At 64.8% G+C, this 19,609-nt stretch carries 13 protein-coding genes and 4 tRNA genes; 6 read left to right on the top strand and 11 right to left on the bottom strand.

What is annotated here, in order from left to right; all coding sequences use genetic code 11:
* Positions 1-18 precede the first annotated feature (18 nt).
* The 5 genes from OES25_08590 to OES25_08570 form a co-directional block, all read right to left on the bottom strand.
* Positions 19-1,158, bottom strand: a complete 1,140-nt coding sequence (locus tag OES25_08590) for a hybrid sensor histidine kinase/response regulator (GenBank protein ID MDH3627698.1) — start codon at positions 1,156-1,158, stop codon at positions 19-21.
* A gap of 280 nt (positions 1,159-1,438) precedes the next feature.
* A complete protein-coding gene (locus OES25_08585) occupies positions 1,439-2,629 on the bottom strand; it encodes a hybrid sensor histidine kinase/response regulator (GenBank protein MDH3627697.1) in 1,191 nt (396 codons plus the stop codon).
* 146 nt (positions 2,630-2,775) lie between these two features.
* A complete protein-coding gene (locus tag OES25_08580; GenBank protein ID MDH3627696.1) occupies positions 2,776-4,602 on the bottom strand; it encodes a S8 family peptidase in 1,827 nt (608 codons plus the stop codon).
* A 271-nt stretch (positions 4,603-4,873) separates the two neighbouring features.
* Complete coding sequence (locus tag OES25_08575) at positions 4,874-6,289, bottom strand: sigma-54 dependent transcriptional regulator (protein MDH3627695.1); 1,416 nt, start codon at positions 6,287-6,289, stop codon at positions 4,874-4,876.
* 203 nt (positions 6,290-6,492) lie between these two features.
* Positions 6,493-6,570, bottom strand: a tRNA-Glu gene (locus tag OES25_08570).
* 75 nt (positions 6,571-6,645) lie between these two features.
* On the opposite strand from OES25_08570, the gene OES25_08565 reads away from it, so the two are divergent.
* Positions 6,646-7,839, top strand: coding sequence for a sulfotransferase (locus OES25_08565; protein ID MDH3627694.1), 1,194 nt, complete (start codon positions 6,646-6,648; stop codon positions 7,837-7,839).
* A gap of 16 nt (positions 7,840-7,855) precedes the next feature.
* On the opposite strand, the gene OES25_08560 is transcribed toward OES25_08565, so the two are convergent.
* The 3 genes from OES25_08560 to OES25_08550 all read right to left on the bottom strand — a co-directional run bounded on the left by OES25_08560 (position 7,856) and on the right by OES25_08550 (position 10,151).
* A tRNA-Lys gene (locus OES25_08560) sits at positions 7,856-7,931 on the bottom strand.
* Positions 7,932-7,977: 46 nt separating this feature from the next.
* Positions 7,978-8,826 carry a class I SAM-dependent methyltransferase gene (locus OES25_08555; protein ID MDH3627693.1) on the bottom strand — a complete coding sequence of 283 codons (849 nt, stop codon included), beginning with the start codon at positions 8,824-8,826 and terminating at the stop codon, positions 7,978-7,980.
* 5 nt (positions 8,827-8,831) lie between these two features.
* Entirely contained in the window at positions 8,832-10,151 is a 1,320-nt protein-coding gene (locus OES25_08550; protein ID MDH3627692.1) for an adenylosuccinate synthase, read from the bottom strand.
* 142 nt (positions 10,152-10,293) lie between these two features.
* On the opposite strand from OES25_08550, the gene hutH reads away from it, so the two are divergent.
* Entirely contained in the window at positions 10,294-11,805 is a 1,512-nt protein-coding gene (gene hutH / locus OES25_08545) for a histidine ammonia-lyase (GenBank protein ID MDH3627691.1), read from the top strand.
* Positions 11,806-11,815: 10 nt separating this feature from the next.
* Here hutH and OES25_08540 read toward each other — a convergent pair.
* The 3 genes from OES25_08540 to OES25_08530 all read right to left on the bottom strand — a co-directional run bounded on the left by OES25_08540 (position 11,816) and on the right by OES25_08530 (position 13,011).
* Positions 11,816-11,891, bottom strand: a tRNA-Ala gene (locus OES25_08540).
* Positions 11,892-11,920: 29 nt separating this feature from the next.
* Positions 11,921-11,995, bottom strand: a tRNA-Val gene (locus tag OES25_08535).
* Positions 11,996-12,036: 41 nt separating this feature from the next.
* Positions 12,037-13,011: a hypothetical protein gene (locus OES25_08530; GenBank protein MDH3627690.1), complete on the bottom strand. Its 975-nt coding sequence runs from the start codon at positions 13,009-13,011 to the stop codon at positions 12,037-12,039.
* A 51-nt stretch (positions 13,012-13,062) separates the two neighbouring features.
* Between OES25_08530 and OES25_08525 the strand changes: the two genes are divergently transcribed.
* The 4 genes from OES25_08525 to OES25_08510 are packed head-to-tail and all read left to right on the top strand — an operon-like array spanning position 13,063 to position 19,609.
* A complete protein-coding gene (locus OES25_08525; protein ID MDH3627689.1) occupies positions 13,063-13,551 on the top strand; it encodes a hypothetical protein in 489 nt (162 codons plus the stop codon).
* Entirely contained in the window at positions 13,548-17,537 is a 3,990-nt protein-coding gene (locus OES25_08520) for an ATP-binding protein (GenBank protein ID MDH3627688.1), read from the top strand. Before OES25_08525 ends, OES25_08520 begins: the two co-directional genes overlap by 4 nt.
* Before the next feature lie 19 nt (positions 17,538-17,556).
* Positions 17,557-18,009: a YkgJ family cysteine cluster protein gene (locus OES25_08515; GenBank protein ID MDH3627687.1), complete on the top strand. Its 453-nt coding sequence runs from the start codon at positions 17,557-17,559 to the stop codon at positions 18,007-18,009.
* A 4-nt stretch (positions 18,010-18,013) separates the two neighbouring features.
* On the top strand, positions 18,014-19,609 hold the full coding sequence (locus OES25_08510) for an ABC transporter substrate-binding protein (GenBank protein ID MDH3627686.1): 1,596 nt from the start codon (positions 18,014-18,016) through the stop codon (positions 19,607-19,609).

Raw genomic sequence — 19,609 nt, 5'->3', positions numbered from 1 at the left:
TGTCGCATCCGCCGACAGTCAGGCGGTGACAAGGGTTGCGGGTTGACAGCCACCCCACGGCAGGGTGGCGCGAAACAGCGCGCCCCCCTCGGAGGAAGATTCGACACAGATCGATCCGCCGTGGGCCTCGACGGCCAGCTGGCAGAAGGTCAGCCCGAGGCCACGGTTCTCTTCCCGGGCTGCCGAGTTCGACTGGTCGGCGACGAAGTACTTCTCGAAGACCCGCTCCCGTATCTCCTCGGGTATGCCGTGGCCCTGGTCGGCCACGCTGATATCGACACGATCGGCACGACGGGAGACCTTCACGGTCACGACCCCACCTCGGGGCGAGTGCCGGACGGCGTTCGCGATCAGGTTCTCGGCCACCCGTCGGAGCAAGGAAGCATCGGCGTCCATTGGAACCGAGTCTTCGCCCTCGACCACGAGTTCGATTTCGTCCCGCGCAGCGGAGACACGAATACCCTCGACGGTCTGCTCCAGAAGCTCGAGCACGTCCATCGAGCTTCGCGTGGGGCGCAGATTCCCGCACTCCATCCGCTCGATATCGAGGAGATCCAGGATCAGCAGACGCATTCTGTTTGCGCTCTCCCGCGCTCGCGCGACGGTGTGCTCGCAGCTCTCGGGACCGACCCGGGCCATCAGATCCAGGTTGCCCATGATCGCCGTCAGCGGATTCTTTAGATCGTGGACCAGAGACTGTGCCAGGGTCCGTTTGAGTTCCAGCTCCTCGTTGCGGAGGGTCAGTTGAGCACGGGCCGCTTCAAGCTCGCAGTACAGCCGGCGGGCGCGTAGCAGAGCCCGCACCCGGGCCAGTAGCTCCTCACGACGGAGCGGCTTGGGAAGGTAGTCATCGGCACCGGCGTCCAGTCCGGTCACCTTGGCATCCGAATGGTCGAGGGCGGTGACGATCATCACCTGGCGGCCGGCATTGGCGGGATCCGCCTTGATCCGACGACAGGCCTCGATCCCATCCATGCCCGGCATGGTCACATCGAGCAGCAGCACATCGGGGCCCAGTTCGCGGGTCAACGCGATCGCCTGTTCTCCGGACTCGGCACAGGTCACCCGATAGCCTTCGGGCTCCAACATGCCCACCAGCAGTCGGCGGTTACGGGGGTCATCGTCAACGACGAGCAGATGGGCGGTAGTCGTCGCCATCTCAGTCTCCGTCCACGGCCGGCAACATCGACATCGCGATAAGCCATGGCCGGTCTCTGCGTTTGCCCGATCGATTCATGATGAGACTCCTCACGGGGAGCTTCATCGCAAGGTCCGTGCCGAACCGTTGTCCCTGAAACGACGAGTCTCTGGCGGCTACGTGACGGGATTCGCGACAGTCGCTTGCCGGAGATCGGCGCGTAACGCGTCAACGACGTGTCGGAACTGCGTTTTTTGGGAGTGTCGCGGATTGCGACAGGGGTGTCGAAGACGCCGACAGTTAGTTGCGACTGAAGAGCGTCTCGTGGGTCAAGGCCGCCGGAACCGGCAGACAGGTCGGAAGCGTGACGACAAACCGGGCACCCCGCCCATCGGTCGGATCGACTCGAACCTGTCCACCGTGTGCCAACACCGCAAGCCGACAGAACGTCAGACCCAGCCCGCGGTTGTTGGAGACCCCGGATCGACGGGCGTCCAGTTGAGCGTATTTTTCGAAGACCATCTCGCGAAAGTCCTCGGGGACTCCCGAGCCATCGTCGGTCACACTGACCTGCAGCTCGTCACGCCCCGGCTGAATATCGATCGTGACCGTGCCCCCTCGCGGAGAGTGGGTCACCGCGTTGGCCATCAGATTGTCGAAGACGCGTCGGATCAGGACGGGATCCAGGACCACCATCAACGGGATGTCGGCCGACTTCTCCAGACGAACCTCCTGCTGGATCGCGCCAACCTGGGCCTCTTCCATGACGGCCGTCAGGATCGCATTCAGATCGCAGCGCTCCACGGTCGGCGTCAGTTGACCCTGCTCCAGCCCCTCTACATCGAGCAGATTGAGGATCATCTTCAACATGCGTTGGGCACCGGTCTTACTTCGCGCGATCATCTTCTCGAGCCCCTCCGCCTGACGGCTCTCCAGCAGATCCAGGTTACCGAGGATCGCGGCCAGCGGGCTCTTGAGATCGTGGACCAGAGACTGGGCCAGCGTCTTCTTCAGTTGTAACTCTTCGTTGCGATTCGCCAGCTCTTCCTTGGCCGACTGAAGATCGCCCAGCAGTTCGCGCACGCGCATCAACGCGCGAACCTTGGCGAGAAACTCATCGCGCCGAACGGGCTTGGCGAGGTAGTCGTCGGCACCGACGTCCAACCCCTCGACCTTCTCCGGTGTGCTGTCCAGGGCAGTGACCAGCATCACCTGGCACATCCGGGTGCGGGGCTCCGACTTGATCTGCTCGCAGACCTGATAGCCGGTCATCCCCGGCATCATGACGTCCAGGAGGACTACATCGGGCAGTTGCTCACGAATCCGATCGAGTCCCTGCTGCCCACCCTCCGCCGTCATGACGTCGTAGCCCTCGGCGAGGAGATAGCTCTCGAGGAGCCGTCGGCTACGCGGATCGTCATCGACGACCAGCATGCGACCGCGGGACCCCGCCCCCTGGGATTCGGGTAGTCTGGCTTCGGGAGGATTCACCCGGGAAACCTAGGTTCCCGCCATCGCGAATGCACGTTTCCGGCGGTTGGGGGCGGTATTGGCCCGGTGTCGGGGCAAAAAAATGAGGAGCGCCTCCCGGGGGAAGAGACGCTCCTCTGACACAGAAGGGGGCTGGGGAAAAAGGGTCAGTCAGACCAAAGCAGGGTGTCGGACCACAGCAGCGTGTCGGACCACAGCAGCGTGTCGGACCACAGCAGCGTGTCGGACCACAGCAGCGTGTCGGACCACAGCAGCGTGTCGGACCACAGTAGGGTGTCGGACCACAGCAGCGTGTCGGACCACAGCAGGGTGTCCCCCCACAGTCGACCGATGTCGTCGATGTAGAACAGACCGGGAACATCCTTGTCGCGGTAGACGGTCGGCGACGGAGCACGATCGATCTCGAGCTTCGACATCAGGGCGTCCTGTAGGACCACCGAACCCGAACCCTGAGCGAACGGGCTTCGGTCGATCTTCTTGCGGGCGGTTGCCATGAGTCGCGCCTTGATCGTGGCGGGGTTCAGCGATGGGTCCTTGTCGATCATGATGGCGGCCAGGCCGGCGGCCATCGGCGTCGCCATGCTGGTGCCGGACAGCTCGAAGTAGCTGGCGGTTCCCGCGCTCTCACCGGCGGCGGCGACCACGTTGTCGGGAAGCACTTGCTCGAGCCCGGAGCCCGGTGTTCTCAGAGAGACGATGCGGTTACCAGGCGCGATCACATCCGGCTTGAGGACGTGGTCGAGGAAGGTCGGACCGCGAGACGAGTACGTCGAGACGGCGTCGTCACCGAGGACCAGGGTGTTCCAGTCGGTCAGAGAACCGACGGTGATGATCTCCCGGGCGTTGCCGGGGCTCGTGATCGTAAGGTGACCGTTGTTGCCAAAATTTCCGGCGGAGGTCAACACGGCGATGCCGGCGTCCCATGCACGAACCGTGGCCAACACCAGCGGATCCAGCTCGGCCTTCTCGAAGATCGGTTTGCCGAGGGACATGACGACCACGCGGATGTTGTAGGTCTCTTTGTGATCGATGACCCACTCGAGACCTGCGATCACGTTGGAGACCGTGCCGAGACCCTCGTCGTCGAGGACCTTGACGTCAATGATGTTGGCTTCCGGAGCGACACCGACGAACTGGCCGCCGGACTGGCTGCCGTCACCGGCGACGATGCCGGCCACGTGGGTGCCGTGACCGAAGAGGTCCGGGCCGACCACCGGGTCGGGTGACGGCGCAGGAGCACTGCCACTCTGCGTGGTTTGCTCCATCATCACGGCCTGGTTGTCTGGTTCGCCGATCGTGTTCATGTCGTAGGTGTTCCCGGCACTGACGAAGCCTTCGAACGACTCGTCCAGCGGCGCGTCGCGCGGGTCGAACCCCTCATAATCGCTGAGATCGACGGTAGCGACGATGCGGCCGGCGAGATCGGGATGCGGGTTGACGCCGCTATCCAGGATCGCCACACCCACACCGGCTCCGCGATACGGAGTGTCGTTGCGAAGCGGAGAGTCGGATTCGGAACCCATGGACGGGACGCCGACATCGAGAGATGCCCGCAGCTGCCCATCCGGGGTCACCCACAGGACACCGGAATCCGTCGCAAGAGATCCCGCGGCGGCGGCGGTCAGCGTGACGGCATAGCCGTTGACTCTGGGCATCCGTTGGATGTCTGAGCCGCCGAGGGTCTCGAGTCGGGCCAACTCGGCATCACCGCTCTCACTGCTGTAGGAGACGATGACACGCATCGACTGGACGGGGTCCAGTCGGGCGGCCTGGCGGATCTCGTCATGGGCCTTGACGACGACGGGCTCAGGTTGGACGACAACCATTGAGCTACCACCGCCTTCAGCGCTGACGTTCGCGATCTTCATGACCTGGCGTGCCGGAGCGACCGACACGGACATGAGGATTGTCAACGCACCGACGGCGACCGCGTTGCCCATGAAATGCTTTTTGTTGTTCGTGGACGTTCTCACGTGCCACCTCTTTTGCAAACCGAACGCGGGTCAGTCCACGTCGGACAGCCGCTTCAATTGCAAGGGGGATGCCACGTCGCGAGGCGTGGGGAATCGCAGGTGAATTTCCGATTTTGACGGTGGAGAGAGCTACGGAACGTGTCGCGATACACCACACCGACCAGGCGATCGAGTCTGACCGCTACGCTAACTTGCTGTGGAAGAGAGTCTTAGAGTCGGTGTCGGAGATAGCGACAGCGTTCGCCACGGTTCGCGGATCGCGACACGCCGATCAGACCTGTGGGACGGCGACCGGGTCCAACCCATAGCGACGCATCTTCGCGTACAACGTGCTGCGATGGATTCCCAGCTTGCGGGCCGCCAGCTTCTTGTTGCCACCGGCCTCGCGTAGCGCGATCTCGATCCGCTCCCGCTCCAGCTGTTTCAGGGTCCCGGGTGCGGTCTTGCGGCCCGCCTCGGTGGCGGCCTGACGGACCGATTCGGGGACGGTCGAACTCTCGATCTTGCTGCCGGAGTTCAGAACCACCAGACGCTCGATCATGTTCTGTAGTTCGCGGACGTTGCCGGGCCACGAATAGTGGACCAGCAGATCCAGCGTCTCGTCGTCGAAGCCCTCGGGCCCCCGACCCAGCTGCTCGGTGTACTCGCGAACGAAGTGTTGAGCCAGGACCGGAATATCCTCCGGGTGCTCCCGTAGCGACGGCAAATGAACCGGGATGACGTTCAACCGATAGAACAGGTCCGATCGGAAGGTCCCCTGCTCGATCGCCTCGTGGAGGTCGCGGTTGGTCGCGGCGATCAGGCGCACATCGGCATCCAACGTCTCCTCGCCACCGACCCGCTCGAAGGTCCGTTCCTGGAGGACGCGTAGCAATAACAGCTGGGTGGACGGCGGGATCTCGCCGATCTCGTCGAGGAACAGGGTGCCGCCGTGGGCCAACTCGAAGCGACCCTTCTTGGTTCGTGCCGCACCGGTGAACGCGCCGCGCTCATGACCGAACAGCTCCGAGTGCAACACGCCCTCGGAGTAGACCACGCAGTTGGCCTCGACGAACGGATGCTTCCGACGGATGGACGCCTCGTGGATCGCCCGGGCGATCAGGCTCTTGCCGGTGCCACTCTCGCCGGTGAGGAGCACCGTGGAGTCGGTCCGCGCGACCTCTCGCAGCGTCTCGATGAACCCCTGCATCATCGATGAGCGGCCGACGATGCCGGAGAACGGATCTTCCTTGCCGATCTGCTGCTGGAGTTGGAGTACCCGCGTGCGCTCGCTCTCCAGCTCCTCGCTGAGCTTTCGACGTCGGTCCCCCATCTCGCGGATCGACACCGCTCGCTGGGCCAGACTCAGAAGACTCTCGGTGGGAAGCGGCTTCTCCAGGACATCCAGAGCACCGGAGCGAAACGCCGCCAGGACATTGGTCACATCGCAGTGGCCGCTGAACACGACACCCAGCATGGAGGGTCGGACCTTCTTGGCCTCTTTCAAGACCGTGATGCCGTCGGTGGGTGGGATGACCAGGTCGGTGAGGAGTAGGTCGTACTCCCGCTCGCGGACCTTGGCCAACACTTCCTCGCCGTTGGTCGTGGTGTCGACCTGGTGCCCCGCACTCCGCAGGATCTCGGCATAGGTCTCGAGCACCGTCCACTCGTCGTCGGCGAGTAGGATCCGTGCGCCTTCGGTTTCCATGGCTGGGACCTCCCCTGGTCGTCTTCCCCGCGTGAGAGAGGAGCAAGATCGGTTCCAGCGGCCGGCGATGCCGACTAATTGCAATACCCTTGGCTGTTCAGGTCCGACGTGCCGAGAACCGGCATCGGATTACGGTGTCGTAACGAAACGGGTGCCAGATTGCGACACCGGTGTCGCATCCCACGTCACTGGAGGGGGGAAAATGGCGACCCCAACGGGATTTGAACCCGTGTCGCCACCTTGAAAGGGTGGTGTCCTAGGCCAGACTAGACGATGGGGTCGCACCTAAACCGAAGGCGAATAGTAGCGAAAAGCGGCCGACCTCACAACGGCCCGGCGGGATAAACTCCCGGCCCATGAAACCTCTCGGTGTCCGCCTCATCGATCTGGCCACGGGGCTGCTGGGAAACCTGCCGATCCGGAGGATGCCGCTGCGCGTGGAGCCCTTGTTGGATCGTGCGGTGGGGAACACGGGCCTCGACGACTTCGGCGACCCGGCGTTCCGAGAGCCGTTGACGCGCCTGGTGGACGGAATGCGAGAGGAAGGCCGGCTGACCCCCATGGGCCGGCTGGCGGCCCACGGCCTGATCCTGGGGGCCCTGGTCGAGCGACTGAAGATCGTGGATGAGGTCAAGCGCGCTCCGGACCTGGCGAGCCCTTCGTTCCAGCCGCTGGTGGTGGCGGGTCTCTACCGCTCGGGGACGACCTTCCTGCATCACTTGCTGGGGGCGATGCCCTCGGTCCACGGGCCGACCTTCGGCGAGCTGCGGTCGCCGGTGCGGGCGTCGCAGGTGGGCGGTCGTGAGGAGGCGATCCGTATCGCCCGTCGGGTGGTCAAGATCCATCGCTACCTGTCCCCCGGTGCCGACACGATCCACCCCATCGCCGCCGACGAGCCCGACGAGTGCCTGCATCTGCTCGAGAACAGTTTCTGGACGACGACGTCGACCTTCATCAGCGACAGCACGTCGTTCGCGAAGTGGATCGGCGAGAATGACGCCGGTCCGGCCTATCGGTTCTATCGCTCTCAGCTGGGGCTGCTGGCGAGGCGTGTCGAAACCGAGCGCTGGGCGCTGAAGTGGCCGATGCATCTGTGGTGGCTCGACACGCTGCTGGAGACACTGCCCAGAGCCCGAGTGGTCGTTCTGGAGCGGGACCCGGCCAGGGTCGTCCCCTCGACCTGCAGCCTCAACGTCTGTACGCGAACCTCCTTCTCTCCGGTGGACGATCCCCACCGGCTGGGTGCGTTCTGGCTGGACTACCTGGCCCGGGGGCGGGAGCGGCAGGAGCGGGTGCTGGCGACGGCCTCCCCCGACCGCATCCGACGCCTGGACTACGAGGCGTTCGTCGCCAACCCGATCTCCACGGTCCAGGATCTGGCCGACTGGATGGGCTGGGCGTTGAGCGACGAGGATCGTCAGGCCGTCCGGGCTCGAGTCGGCAAGCCACGCTATCGGGGCAAGCCCTCGGCGACCCACCGGTACACGGCGGAGGACTACGGTCTGACCGACGGGGGGATCCGGGAGCGGATGGGCTGGAACGCCCGTTGACCGACGACCGACGCGGTGGTGAGCCGTGCTGGACTCGAACCAGCGACCCTCGCCTTAAAAGGGCGGTGCTCTACCAACTGAGCTAACGGCCCGCGTCGTCTCGCGACCGGCACAGGGTAGCGATCTGTTGCCGACGGTTCAAGAGCCGATCCCCGCCTGCAGACCGAACATCAACGGAATCGACGGCATCCCTTCGGGGAGATCGTAACGACGACCCTCTCGAGGGCGAAGATCGTCCCAGATCGTGCACCCGTTGACATAGGGGTATTCCTCGAATCGATCGACATGGAGTCCCGCTGACGAGATCGCCGTCAGGATCTGCCCCATCGACCAGGCGTACTCGACGCAACGTTCCGGATTACTGAACGCCCGCACACCTTCGACATGCCCCGATGGCGTCAAACCTCCGCCGGAGTCCGCGACGTAGTCGCCGATCCCCTCCTCGAGTACTTGACGCACGCCGCCGGTCCCGTAGGGGTGGCGAACGGTCCAGTCCCGATCCAGCATCATCGCCACCGGATGGAACTCCATCACGACCAACTGCCCGCCCGGTGCCAGAACATCGCGAATACCGCCGGCCCATCGCTTCAGATCGCTGAGCCAGCAAAGAGCGCCGTAGGACGCGAACACGAGATCGAATCGCTCGGACGCATTCTCAAGCCAGTCGTAGACGTCCTGTCGTTCGAAACGAGCGGCGATCCCGCTCTCTTCGGAGAGCGTCCGCGCATGCTCGATGGCGACGTCGCTGATGTCGACGCCCAGGACATCGGCCCCTAATGCGGCCAACGAGAGCGAGTCCTGTCCGGAGTTGCACTGCAGATGCAACAGACGACGACCGGCAAGCGGTCCCAACAGATCCAGCTCCTCGGGAAACAGCGTGCTGCCGCCGTCACGCAGAAACGCCGCCTCATCTCGCTTATGACTGTTGTGGGCCCGTGTCGCCTCGTTCCACGAGCGACGGTTCTGTTCGTGATCGGCGCGGGACATACGAGCTACGCCTTGAGCTGGCGCTCCAACCACGAGCCGGGCTTGAGGATGCTCTGCTCGCGATCGGGTCCGACACCGACCATCGCGACCTCGCTACCGATGACCTCGGCCAGCCGCTCCGCGTACTTCTTTGCGTTAGACGGTAGCTCTTCCCAACTTCGAATGGCGGTCGTGTCGCACATCCAACCGGGGTGACTCTCGTAGATCGGCTCGATCGTGGCGGTCGCCGCCGTGGACGCCGGTAGCGCACGGATCGGCTTGCCATCCAGACGGTAGCCGGTACAGATCTGAATCTCTTCAAACGTATCCAGGACATCCACCAACGTGATGGCCACCGCGTCGAATCGATTGACGCGGTTGGCGTAACACGCCGAGACGCCGTCGAACCAACCGCAGCGACGGGGACGACCGGTCGTCGTGCCGAACTCCTTGCCACGAACACGCATCTTCTGCCCGAAGCCGTCGTCGCCGTCTTCCAGTTCCGTCGGCATCGGCCCGGCGCCGACGCGGGTGGCGTAGGCCTTGAAGACGCCCACACAACCGGTCACGAGACTCGGCGCGACCCCCAGACCGGCGCACAGGCTACCGGTCAGCGTGTTGGAACTGGTGACAAATGGGTACGACCCGTGATCCAGATCCAGCAGCGTCCCCTGGGCACCCTCGAACAGCACCGACCGTCCCTCGTCGATCCAGTCGTTCAACACCAACGCCGTGTCGGCCACGTGGGGTGCAAGACGCTTCCAGTGTTCATGGGCCGAACGGGCGGCGGACTCGGCGGACTCGATCTCGATGCCGGATTCACGCAACCGCTCGACGGACGGAGTTCCGAGGATTCGTTCGATGAGACAGGTCAGATGGTTCAGGTCCGCGAGGTCGGCGACACGAACACCCCAACGTGCGGCCTTGGCCTCGTAGGTCGGACCGATGCCACGCAGGGTCGTGCCGATCTTGTTGGGGGCGTCGGCGACGGTCTCCCGCTGTGCGTCCAACTGTTTAAGAACCGGCAGGATGACGTGGGCCCGGTCGCTGATGAACAGCCGATCGGCGTAGGAGATCCCCGCCTCGGTCAGACCGTCCAGTTCGGCAAGAAGCTGTGGCAGATCCATGACCGTGCCGTTGCCGATGACGATCTTGACGTCGGGACGGAAGACACCGGAGGGAACATGATGCAACGCGTAACGATCGTCGCCGATGATGACGGTGTGGCCTGCGTTGGGGCCGCCCTGGAAGCGAGCGACGACATCGAACTTCTCGCAGAGAAGATCGACCAACTTGCCTTTGCCCTCGTCGCCCCACTGGGCGCCCACGACCGCGATGTGTGGCATCTGAACCCGGTTCTTGCGTCCACGGGGACGGAACGGTCCTACGGATCACCCGCAGAGCCGCGTGGATGTTAGCACGGCCCAAGAGGCCCTGTGCTAGCATCCCGGCGGGCGTTTTCTCGCCGTTTTTGAGGGACGAAACCCCATGGCCACACGCATCAGAATCGATGGGAGCCGACTCTCCCTCACGGATGTCGAGCGGATCGCCGATGGCGCACCGTGTGTCCTGTCGGCGTCGGCCGTCAAGCTCGTGCGGGAGTCCCGGCGGGTCGTCGAACACGCGATCGCCGGTGGCGGGCAGGTCTACGGTGTCAACACCGGCTTCGGCCATCTGAGCAACGTCGGGATCGCCGACAAGGACCTCGACGCGCTCCAACGAAACCTGATCCGAAGCCATTGTGCCGGCGTGGGCGACCCCCTCCCCCAGCGGACGGTGCGTGCCATCCTTGCGCTACGCGCCAACTGTCTCGTCCGTGGCCATTCGGGTCTTCGAGTCGAGACGGTGCGTCGACTGCTGGACTACCTGAACAAGGGCATCCATCCGGTGGTCCCGGAGAAAGGCAGTGTCGGCGCGTCGGGAGACCTGGCGCCGCTGGCGCACATCGCAGTCACGCTGATCGGCGAGGGCGAGGTGTTCCTGGAGGGCAAGCGGATGCCCACGGCCCGTGCGTTGAAACGGGTCGGCCTGCAGCCACTCGCGCTGAAGGCCAAGGAGGGGCTGGCGCTCATCAACGGCACCCAGGTGATGTCGGGGATCGGCATCCTGGCGTTGCTGCAGGCTCGCCGACTGACGATTGCCGCCGACGCCATCGGTGCCATGACCCTCGAGGCGCTGCTGGGCTCCCATCGTGCATTCGACAAACGACTCCATGACGCCCGCCCCCAGAAGGGCCAACGGGAATCTGCGGCCAACCTCCGCCGTCTGCTTCGCAAGAGCGAACTGGTCAAGACCCACATCGACTGCGGCAAGGTGCAGGACTGTTACTCCCTGCGATGCATCCCACAGGTCCACGGGGCCGTGCGGGACGGCCTGGACTACGTGCAGCAGGTGCTGGCGATCGAGGTCAACTCCAGCACCGACAACCCGATGGTCTTCATCGATCAGGATGAGATGGTCTCCGGTGGCAACTTTCACGGGCAGCCGGTCAGCCTGGCACTGGATCATCTGGGAACGTCGGTCTGTTCGCTGGCGACCATCAGCGAGCGACGGATCGAGCGACTCCTCAACCCCGCCCTCTCCGATCTACCGGCGTTCCTGGCCAAGGATCCCGGACTCCATTCGGGGTTCATGATGGCCCACGTGACCGCGGCGGCGCTGGTCTCGGAGAACAAGGTGCTGGCCCATCCCGCAAGCGTCGACACGGTACCGACCTCGGCGGGCAAGGAAGACCATGTCTCGATGGGGGCGCATGCCGCACGGAAGGCGGCGACGATCGTCGAGCATGTGGCGACGGTCCTGGCCATCGAGTGGCAGTGTGCGGCGCAGGCCCTGCACCATCGACGCCCGCATCGCGCCGGCGTCGGTGTCGAGGCTGCGAGGGACTGTCTACGTCGCATCGGCGTGAAGCTGGTGAAGGAAGACCGCGCCCTCAGCGGCGACATCGAAACCGCGCGAGACGCGCTGTTGAGCGGTGAGCTGGTGAAGACCCTGAAGTAAGAGGTCGGGTTGGTGGACGGCAAGGGGCTCGAACCCTCGACCTCGGCGTTGCGAACGCCGCGCTCTCCCAGCTGAGCTAGCCGCCCATGGACCCCTGGTCCTGCTCTACCACCGTTGGTGGGGCGTACTGGATTTGAACCAGTGACTTCCACCGTGTGAAGATGGCACTCTACCGCTGAGTTAACGCCCCAACGGGTCGTGGCAAAGCCCCGAACTTATAGCACAGCCCCCTTACACCCTCCAGAGCTCCACGCCGGCCGACTCCGGGGCGGTTCCGACGAGGGTGTCCGTCGATCCATCCTTGAGAATCGTGACGGTTGCCGTCGACCCAGCAGGGCGTCGATGGACCCCCAGCACCAGCGACGCCAGATCGCGAAGGACCCGTGGGCCGGCGTCCCCCAACAGATAGACCGACGGCCCGGCGGCCTCTCGAAGGCAGCCGCGCAGGGCGGCGGGAAACAGTGCCTCCAGCTGCCGCCCTTCGACATGGTTCCGTGGAACGATCGCCTTGGCGGCATGCCCGAGCCGGTAGTGGCGACCCAGGGACAGGCTGAGGAGCTCGTCGTCCGTCGGCTGCGCCCGAGTGTGGGCGAACAGATCCCGTGCGCGAACGGCCACGCCGCGATCCGCCAGGCGACAGCAACCGGCGTGTGGAGCCGGCCACGGGCCACCTTCCGTCGTCTCGGCCCAACGAAGCTGGAACCGCCGGGAGGTCCCGTGGAGTTCCGACCGTGGAAGACGATCGAAGATCGGATCCTCGAGTGGTAGCGAATGATTGGCCAGCGGACGACCCACCCGCCCGCTCACGCCTGCGTCACGATCGATCTGCAGCAATCGTCGTCGCGTCTGATCCGTCCGGCGTTGCCCGACCACGTCGGCGGTGGCCAGCCAGCGGATGCCCCGCCGCTCCGCCTCGGCGGCCGCCTGCCTCAACATCTGGACTCGACCGTCCAGGCATGGCTCGGACGGGCCGCCACCGGGTTGTCGCAACCCCCGCGCGTAGATCGCCCGTCCATCCAGAACGGTCGTCGTGGTCACGCCCAGCCGCTCCCACGCCCCGCATTGCAGGGTCTTTCGTCGGCTCTCCGGGATAAACCCGGTCTCGAAGTGGAGCGCGTGAACCTCGAAGCCGTGTGTCACCAGTCGATGAGCGGTGACACAGCTGTCGAGTCCACCGGCGCTCAACAACAGAATAGGATTGCTCAAGTCCCGGGCTCCGGTTTGACACTTTAAAAACCTGGACATTATCCTCTTTGGGTGACTTGCCGCCTACAGCCTGGAGATCGCGCCGCCTCCCACCGCCGTTGGCGTGGCCGAGTGTGGGTCGTTCTGCTGCTGACGTCTCTGGCGCTGACGGTCTCCGCGGAGGAAGCAGGTGCACCCGCGCGGTCCGCCGCGACATCCTTCGGGCAGGCCCTGGAGTCCGCAGATACGCGCTCCCTCGCCCGACACTTCCCCACCAGCGGTCGTGTGCGTTTGCAACTGGATCGTCTTGTCGGTCGCGAACACGGGTTCTATAGCTCCCAACAGGTCGTGACCCTCCTGCGGACGTTCCTTCAGGAGGGCTCGGTAGACGGCTTCACCGTGATCGCCGTTGAGGCCCCCACCGAACAGTTCGCGCGTGTCGACGCGACCGCACGGATCACCAATCACAAGGGCGTCACCCGACCGGCGACGCTGCGACTCCATCTCGAGCGCGAACGGGACCGCTGGGTGGTCCGCGAGTTGCGGGAAGAGGCCCCATGACCGAACGCGCGGGTCGCCCACTGGCGATCCAGCTGGCGCTCGTCGTCATCATCCCGCTAGTCGTGTTGCTGATCCTGGTGACCACCTGGCCCGGTCAGGTCGATGCACAACGACGGGCCGACGACACGGCCCTGTACGTCCGTAGTGAAATCGATCAACGACTTGCGGCCATGCGAGACGTGCTTGCCGCACCGCCTCTCGACGACACGGAGATCGCGGACCCCGTCATCGAGGGCCCCCTCGCCGGGCAACTGGAAGGGATGGCGCTCTTCGATCGTCGGGGTCTTCGAGTCGCCTGGTGGGGCAACCCGGCGACCCTCGACGACCCGTCGATCCCATCGGCCGACAGGGATGGGCGCGTGCGAAAGGACGGCATCCTCACCCGGTTGATCCTGTCGGTCGGAGGGGATGTCGACGGACAAACCCTCGTGGCCACCTGGATCCTGGACTCCAACCTGACGGCCCGTCGTTTCGCTCCGAACCTCCCGCGCCCCCTACGACGCGACACCAACCTACAGATTCGGTGGTACGACACCGATGCCGACCCGATGGTCGACCCAACGCCGTGGAGTCGTGAGGCGGACGCCGACAACCCCGAGGCCCACGGTGCCGGCGCACTTCTGACGACACCGGCCGGCAACGACCTGGGTTACGTGTGGGTCGTGCCCACCCCGGCGGCCTTCCAGAAAGAGCTTCGCGTTCGCGAGTCCCTGGCCCTTGCGGTCGCGCTCCTCGTCGGCGGGCTCGCCATCGTGATCATGCGTGGCTGGCGACTGGGTTGGGTCGGCGTCGGCTGGCCGCTGGCGGTGATCGTCTTCGGTCGCCTCGGGCTGGCCGTTGCGCGCTCCCCGTTCGAACTGCTGCCCAGGGATCTCGGCTCCGCACGGCTCTGGGGTGTCTTTCCCCTCGGCACGCTGATGGCGTCTCCGGCCGATCTACTCCTGACGACCCTGGCGATCTACCTGCTGGTGCGGATCCTCCTCCGACAGACACGGTCCCTTCACGGAGCCGTCGTGCGGGGACTCTACGCGGTCCTCGCACTCGGGCTGGGCGGCACGCTGTGGTGGCTGACCCGAACGCTGGCGGAGGACGCCCGCATCTGGCTCCTCGAGAGCGGCCCTCCGGTTCCGATCAACGCTCAGGGCCTGCTGGTGGCGTCCCTGGCATTGTGGATCCTGGCGATCTGCCGACTCCTCCTCGCCGCCACCGGCAGCGGCCTCATCGAACGGATTGGCAGCGGTCGACGTAGCGCGACGGTCGTGCTGGCGGTCGTGCTCTCCGCCGGCGTCATGATCTCGCTGCAAGCACGGCGTGACGGACTGGCGCTGGAGCGCCTGCGAACCGAGGTCGCTCCGCAGATCGTCGAACAGGATGTTCGGCGGTCGGCGGCACTGACGTCAGCCCTGGAGGGCGTTCGCGATCACTTCCGCAACACCGACGCCTCCAGCGACCCGCGAAGCTCACGCACGACGTTTCTTGCCTATCACTTCTGGATGCGCAGCGAACTGGCGAGTAGCGGCTACAAGTCCTCGCTGGAGTTCTACAACGTCAACGACGAACGCTTCAGTCAGTTCGGCTTCGATCTGCCGCTGTTCATCGAACCACGAGGCGAAGCGCTGGAGTCCGCAGAGGACGCCCCGATCCTGGTCTACGAGGAAGACTACGTCGACGCCGTCTCGCGCTCGCGGGCCTTGCTGCACGGCGAGACCTCGGTCTGGCGCGACGGGGAGCGTCTGGGTCGCGTCGTGGGTCACATCCTGGACGAACCGGAGAACCTCCCCTTCCAACCGGCCGCCCGCCCCTATCTCCAAGCCCTCGGTACGGGATTCATGGATGCCATCGGCGACGCGTTTCGCGATGGGCCGCAGCACGTGCTTTACGACACATTCGGTTCGATGGTGATGAGTAGCGTCGACGAGGCGCCCGCCTGGAGTCAAGAGCTTCGCGAAGCGGGTCTCTCCCGCGAGGAGGTTGCGGTCTCGGCGGGCGAGCGAGACTATCGCGGGTTTGCGCTGGAAGAGAGCGGTCGACTTCATCTCCTCCTGCTACCGGAGCGGACGACGATCGAACGGCTGGCCGGCGTGGTTCGACTGGCCCTTGCCGTGGTTTTTCTGTTCATCATCACGGACTTCTGGCCACGGAAGGGTCCGACCTGGCGCGTACGTGAGCTCCGTCGCTGGTTTACCGGCTCGGTCTATCGAAAACTTCTGACGACGATGCTGGTGGCGTCCATCCTGCCGCTGCTGGGGCTCGCCATCGTCATGCAGGCCGTGCTCGAACGTAACGGCCAACGGGACCTCCGCAAGAGCGCCACCCGGCATGTCGCGGCGGCCCAGCGGATCCTCGAGGACTACCTCACGCCACCGGACCTCGACGACGGCTACGACGTTGCCACCATCAACGACGAGATCCTGCAATGGTTGCGTCCGGTGGTGGGGCAGGAGATCCACGTCTACGAGAACGCGAATCTGGTGGCCAGCTCGAAGCGAGAGTTGTTCGACGGCGGATTGTTGCCGTCACTGCTTCGACGCGAGATCCACGACGCGTTGGTCGATGGTGGACAGTCCAGCACGCTGAGGCAACAGTCCCTGGGATCCATCACCGTCCCCGTAGCCTTCGCCCCGGTCCGCACCGCCGACCCCCACAGCGAATTGATCGTTGCGGTCCCGATGATCTACGAGGAGAAGGAGATCCGACGGTCGGTCAAACGAGTCCGTGACCTGATCCTGCTCGCGACGGTGACACTCCTCGCGTTGCTCGCGGTCGTCGCGTCGCGTCTTGCCCGTTCGGTCTCGCGACCGGTCCGTGAGCTGGTCCACACGACCCATCGGCTGGCGGCGGGAGAGTACGAGACACGAGTCAAGGCCCAGACCGAGGACGAACTGGCGGAACTGGTCCGTAGTTTCAATGTGATGGCGGTCTCGCTATCACGACAACGAGCCGATCTCGAGCGACGACGGGATTACGTCGAGACGCTGCTGCGCCACGCCACCACCGGTGTCATCTCCACCGACAACCGCGGGCGGATCGTGACGCTCAACCCTGCGGCCCAGCGGCTGCTCGATGTCGGCGAGCCGCCGCCGGACGGCGATCCGCTGCCGCTGCATCGGCTTCTCGCCGCCCCGGCGCTACGGACACTTCGCGAGCGACTGGACCAACCTGCGCGAGACGACGGCGTCCCGTTCGAGGTCGATCTGGACTTCCCCGATGGTGTGCGACGCGTGCGCTGCGTACGGGTCTCGTTGCCGGGTGACGATCGAGGGGCGGTCGGCGCGCTGCTCCTGCTCGATGACGTCACCGACCTGATGCGAAGCAATCAGTTGGAGGCATGGGCGGAGATGGCTCGGGCGATCGCCCATGAGATCAAGAATCCACTGACGCCGATCCAGCTATCGGCGGATCATCTCGCGCGCCTGCTCAAGGACTCCGATGTTCTCCCCTCGCCGTCGGTCGAGGCCTGTCTCGTCACCATCGGCAAGCAGGTCACCAACCTCTACGAGATCGCGGGCGAATTCTCCGCCTACGCCAAGATTCCGGACCTGACCCTGCATCGCATGGCCTCCGATGAGTTCCTCCGGGAAGCCCTCTCACCCTACCGCTCCGCCAGTCCGGAGGGTATTGAGATTGCCGAGAGTTACGACACCGCAGCCGAGATACGGGTCGACGCCCGCGTGCTGTCCCGTGCGCTGGTCAACCTGATCGAGAACGCCCTGGCAGCGATGCCCGACGGTGGGCGCCTGGCGATCCGATCGCTGCAGGAGGCCGATCAGGTCGTGATCGAGGTTGAGGACAGCGGCGTCGGTCTCAGTGATGAAGTCCGGCGACGACTCTTCGAACCGTACTTCTCCACCAAGTCCTCCGGAACGGGCCTGGGTCTTGCCATCGTCAAACGGTCGGTCGAGGCCCACCAGGGAACGATTGATGTCGAGAGTCAGGCCGATCGCGGCACGGTATTCCGGATCAAGCTCCCGATCGTCGGCGGCTGACGCGGGTATACTGCCGACGATGAGCGATGGAGCCTCCCCGGACAATCGGCGGGCCTGGTTTGACGACGGCCTACGATTCGAGTGCCAATCGGACTGTGGCGACTGTTGTCGCAATCACGACAACTACAGCTACGTCTATCTGGACAGTGCCGAGGCGGTCGCGATATCGGGACACCTCGGGATCTCGCTCGAGGCATTTTGCGAGCGCTATACCGCCGTCGAGGATGGCGATCTGATTCTCCGCATGGATCAACCGGACTGCCCGTTCCTCGATGGCGCGCGCTGCTCGATCTACGAGTCCCGACCCACCCAGTGCCGAACCTTCCCGTTCTGGCCGGAGAATCTGACCAGCCGAAAGCGCTGGAACGACCTCGCCGGTTTCTGCCCGGGGATCGATCGTGGGACGTTGATACCCGTCGAGACCATCCTTACCACCGCCCAAGAACACGAAACCCGTCATGACGAGGAGTAACTCCATGACCTCCGCAACACGAACCTCGACGTGGGCCCTGGGATGCCTGCTCACCCTTTCGCTGCTCGGCTGCAGCCCGACGACGGAAGCACCCGCCTCCGTCACGGAGACGCCCAGCAAGGGTGGCACCCTCGTGATCGGCTCGAAGAGCGATGTTCAGACCTGGAACGAGTACCTCAATGCCGACGCCCCGACGTTGAAGGTCTTGCGACGGATCCACCTTCCGCTGGCGCGGGTCACCGACCCGTCGATCCTCGACGATTCTACGGTCGAACCGTTACTGGCGGCGTCGTGGTCCATCGACGAGGACGAACCGGCCATCACCTTCACGCTGCGAGACGCGACATGGAGCGACGGACAACCGATCGTCGCCCAGGATGTCCGCTTCACCTGGCAGGCGCAGACCTCCGCGGACGTCGGCTGGGGCTCGGCCGCCAGCAAGCGGTTCATCGACGACGTCGAGGTCGTCTCCCCCGAGGTCGTCGTCTTTCGTTTCAGCCAGCGTTATCCCGACATGCTTGCCGATGCGATCGACGGCGGAATCCTCCCCGCCCATGTCTACGGCACGATCCCGCTGGTCGACTGGAAGACCCACGACTGGTCCACGGTCGACATCGCCTCCGGTCCCTACCGACGGGCGGACCATACGATCGGCCAACAGGTCCGCCTCGTCCGCAACCCCTCCTACTACAACGCCGATGACGTGTACCTCGACGAGGTGGTCGTTCGTGTCGTTCCGGATGACACCAACCTGATGCAGCAGCTCACATCCGGCGATATCGATTTCGTGGATGGCATCCCACAGGATTCCGCCGATCGTCTCGCGACGGATGACGGCATCGATGTGGGCGGCTACCGACTTCCCAACTACGACTACATCGGCTGGAACGGTGCCCGCCCACCCCTCGATAACCCGGCCGTCCGACGGGCCCTGACGATGGCCATCGATCGTGAAGAGCTGGTGGATACGCTGCTGTTCGGCTATGGCCGCGTCGCCTCCGGTCCCGTCCCCTCGTCCCACTCGGCCCATGACGGGTCGGCCGGACCCTGGCCGACCGACGCGGAGACCGCGCGTACGCTTCTGAACGAAGCCGGGGTCGAGGGGTTGAAGATCACGCTCCTGACCAACGTCGGCAATCGGATTCGCTCCGATGCGGCGATCCGGATTCAGAGCCAACTTCAGGCGGTCGGTGTCGAGATCGAGATCCGTACCGTCGAACTGAGTGCGTTGCGAAGACAGGTAGCCGGTGGGGATTACGACGCGTACCTCGGTGGATGGAACTTCTCCGGCAAGATCGAACTCACCGGTCTGTTCCACTCGAAGCGTCGCTTCCCCGATGGATTCAACCTCGTCGCCCTTGAGTCCCCGGAGGTGGATGCGATCCTCGATCGCCTCGACGCGGCCACCGATCACGAGGGCTACCGAGTCGCCGCCGGCGAGTTGCAGCATGCGATTCGCGAGGTCCAACCGTACACGTTCCTGTTCGAGAAGGAACGGGTCGCAGCGTGGAGCGGGCGGGTCCGGGGCGTGACGCTCAACGACACGTTCGACACCTACGCCCACCTCGAATCATTCTGGGTCACTGGCGACGGAGGTTGA

The sequence above is a fragment of the Acidobacteriota bacterium genome, from assembly GCA_029861955.1.
GTDB lineage: Bacteria > Acidobacteriota > Polarisedimenticolia > Polarisedimenticolales > Polarisedimenticolaceae > JAOTYK01.
The sequence above is the reverse complement of the archived record's forward strand: the minus strand, read 5'-3'. Positions and strand labels throughout refer to the sequence as shown.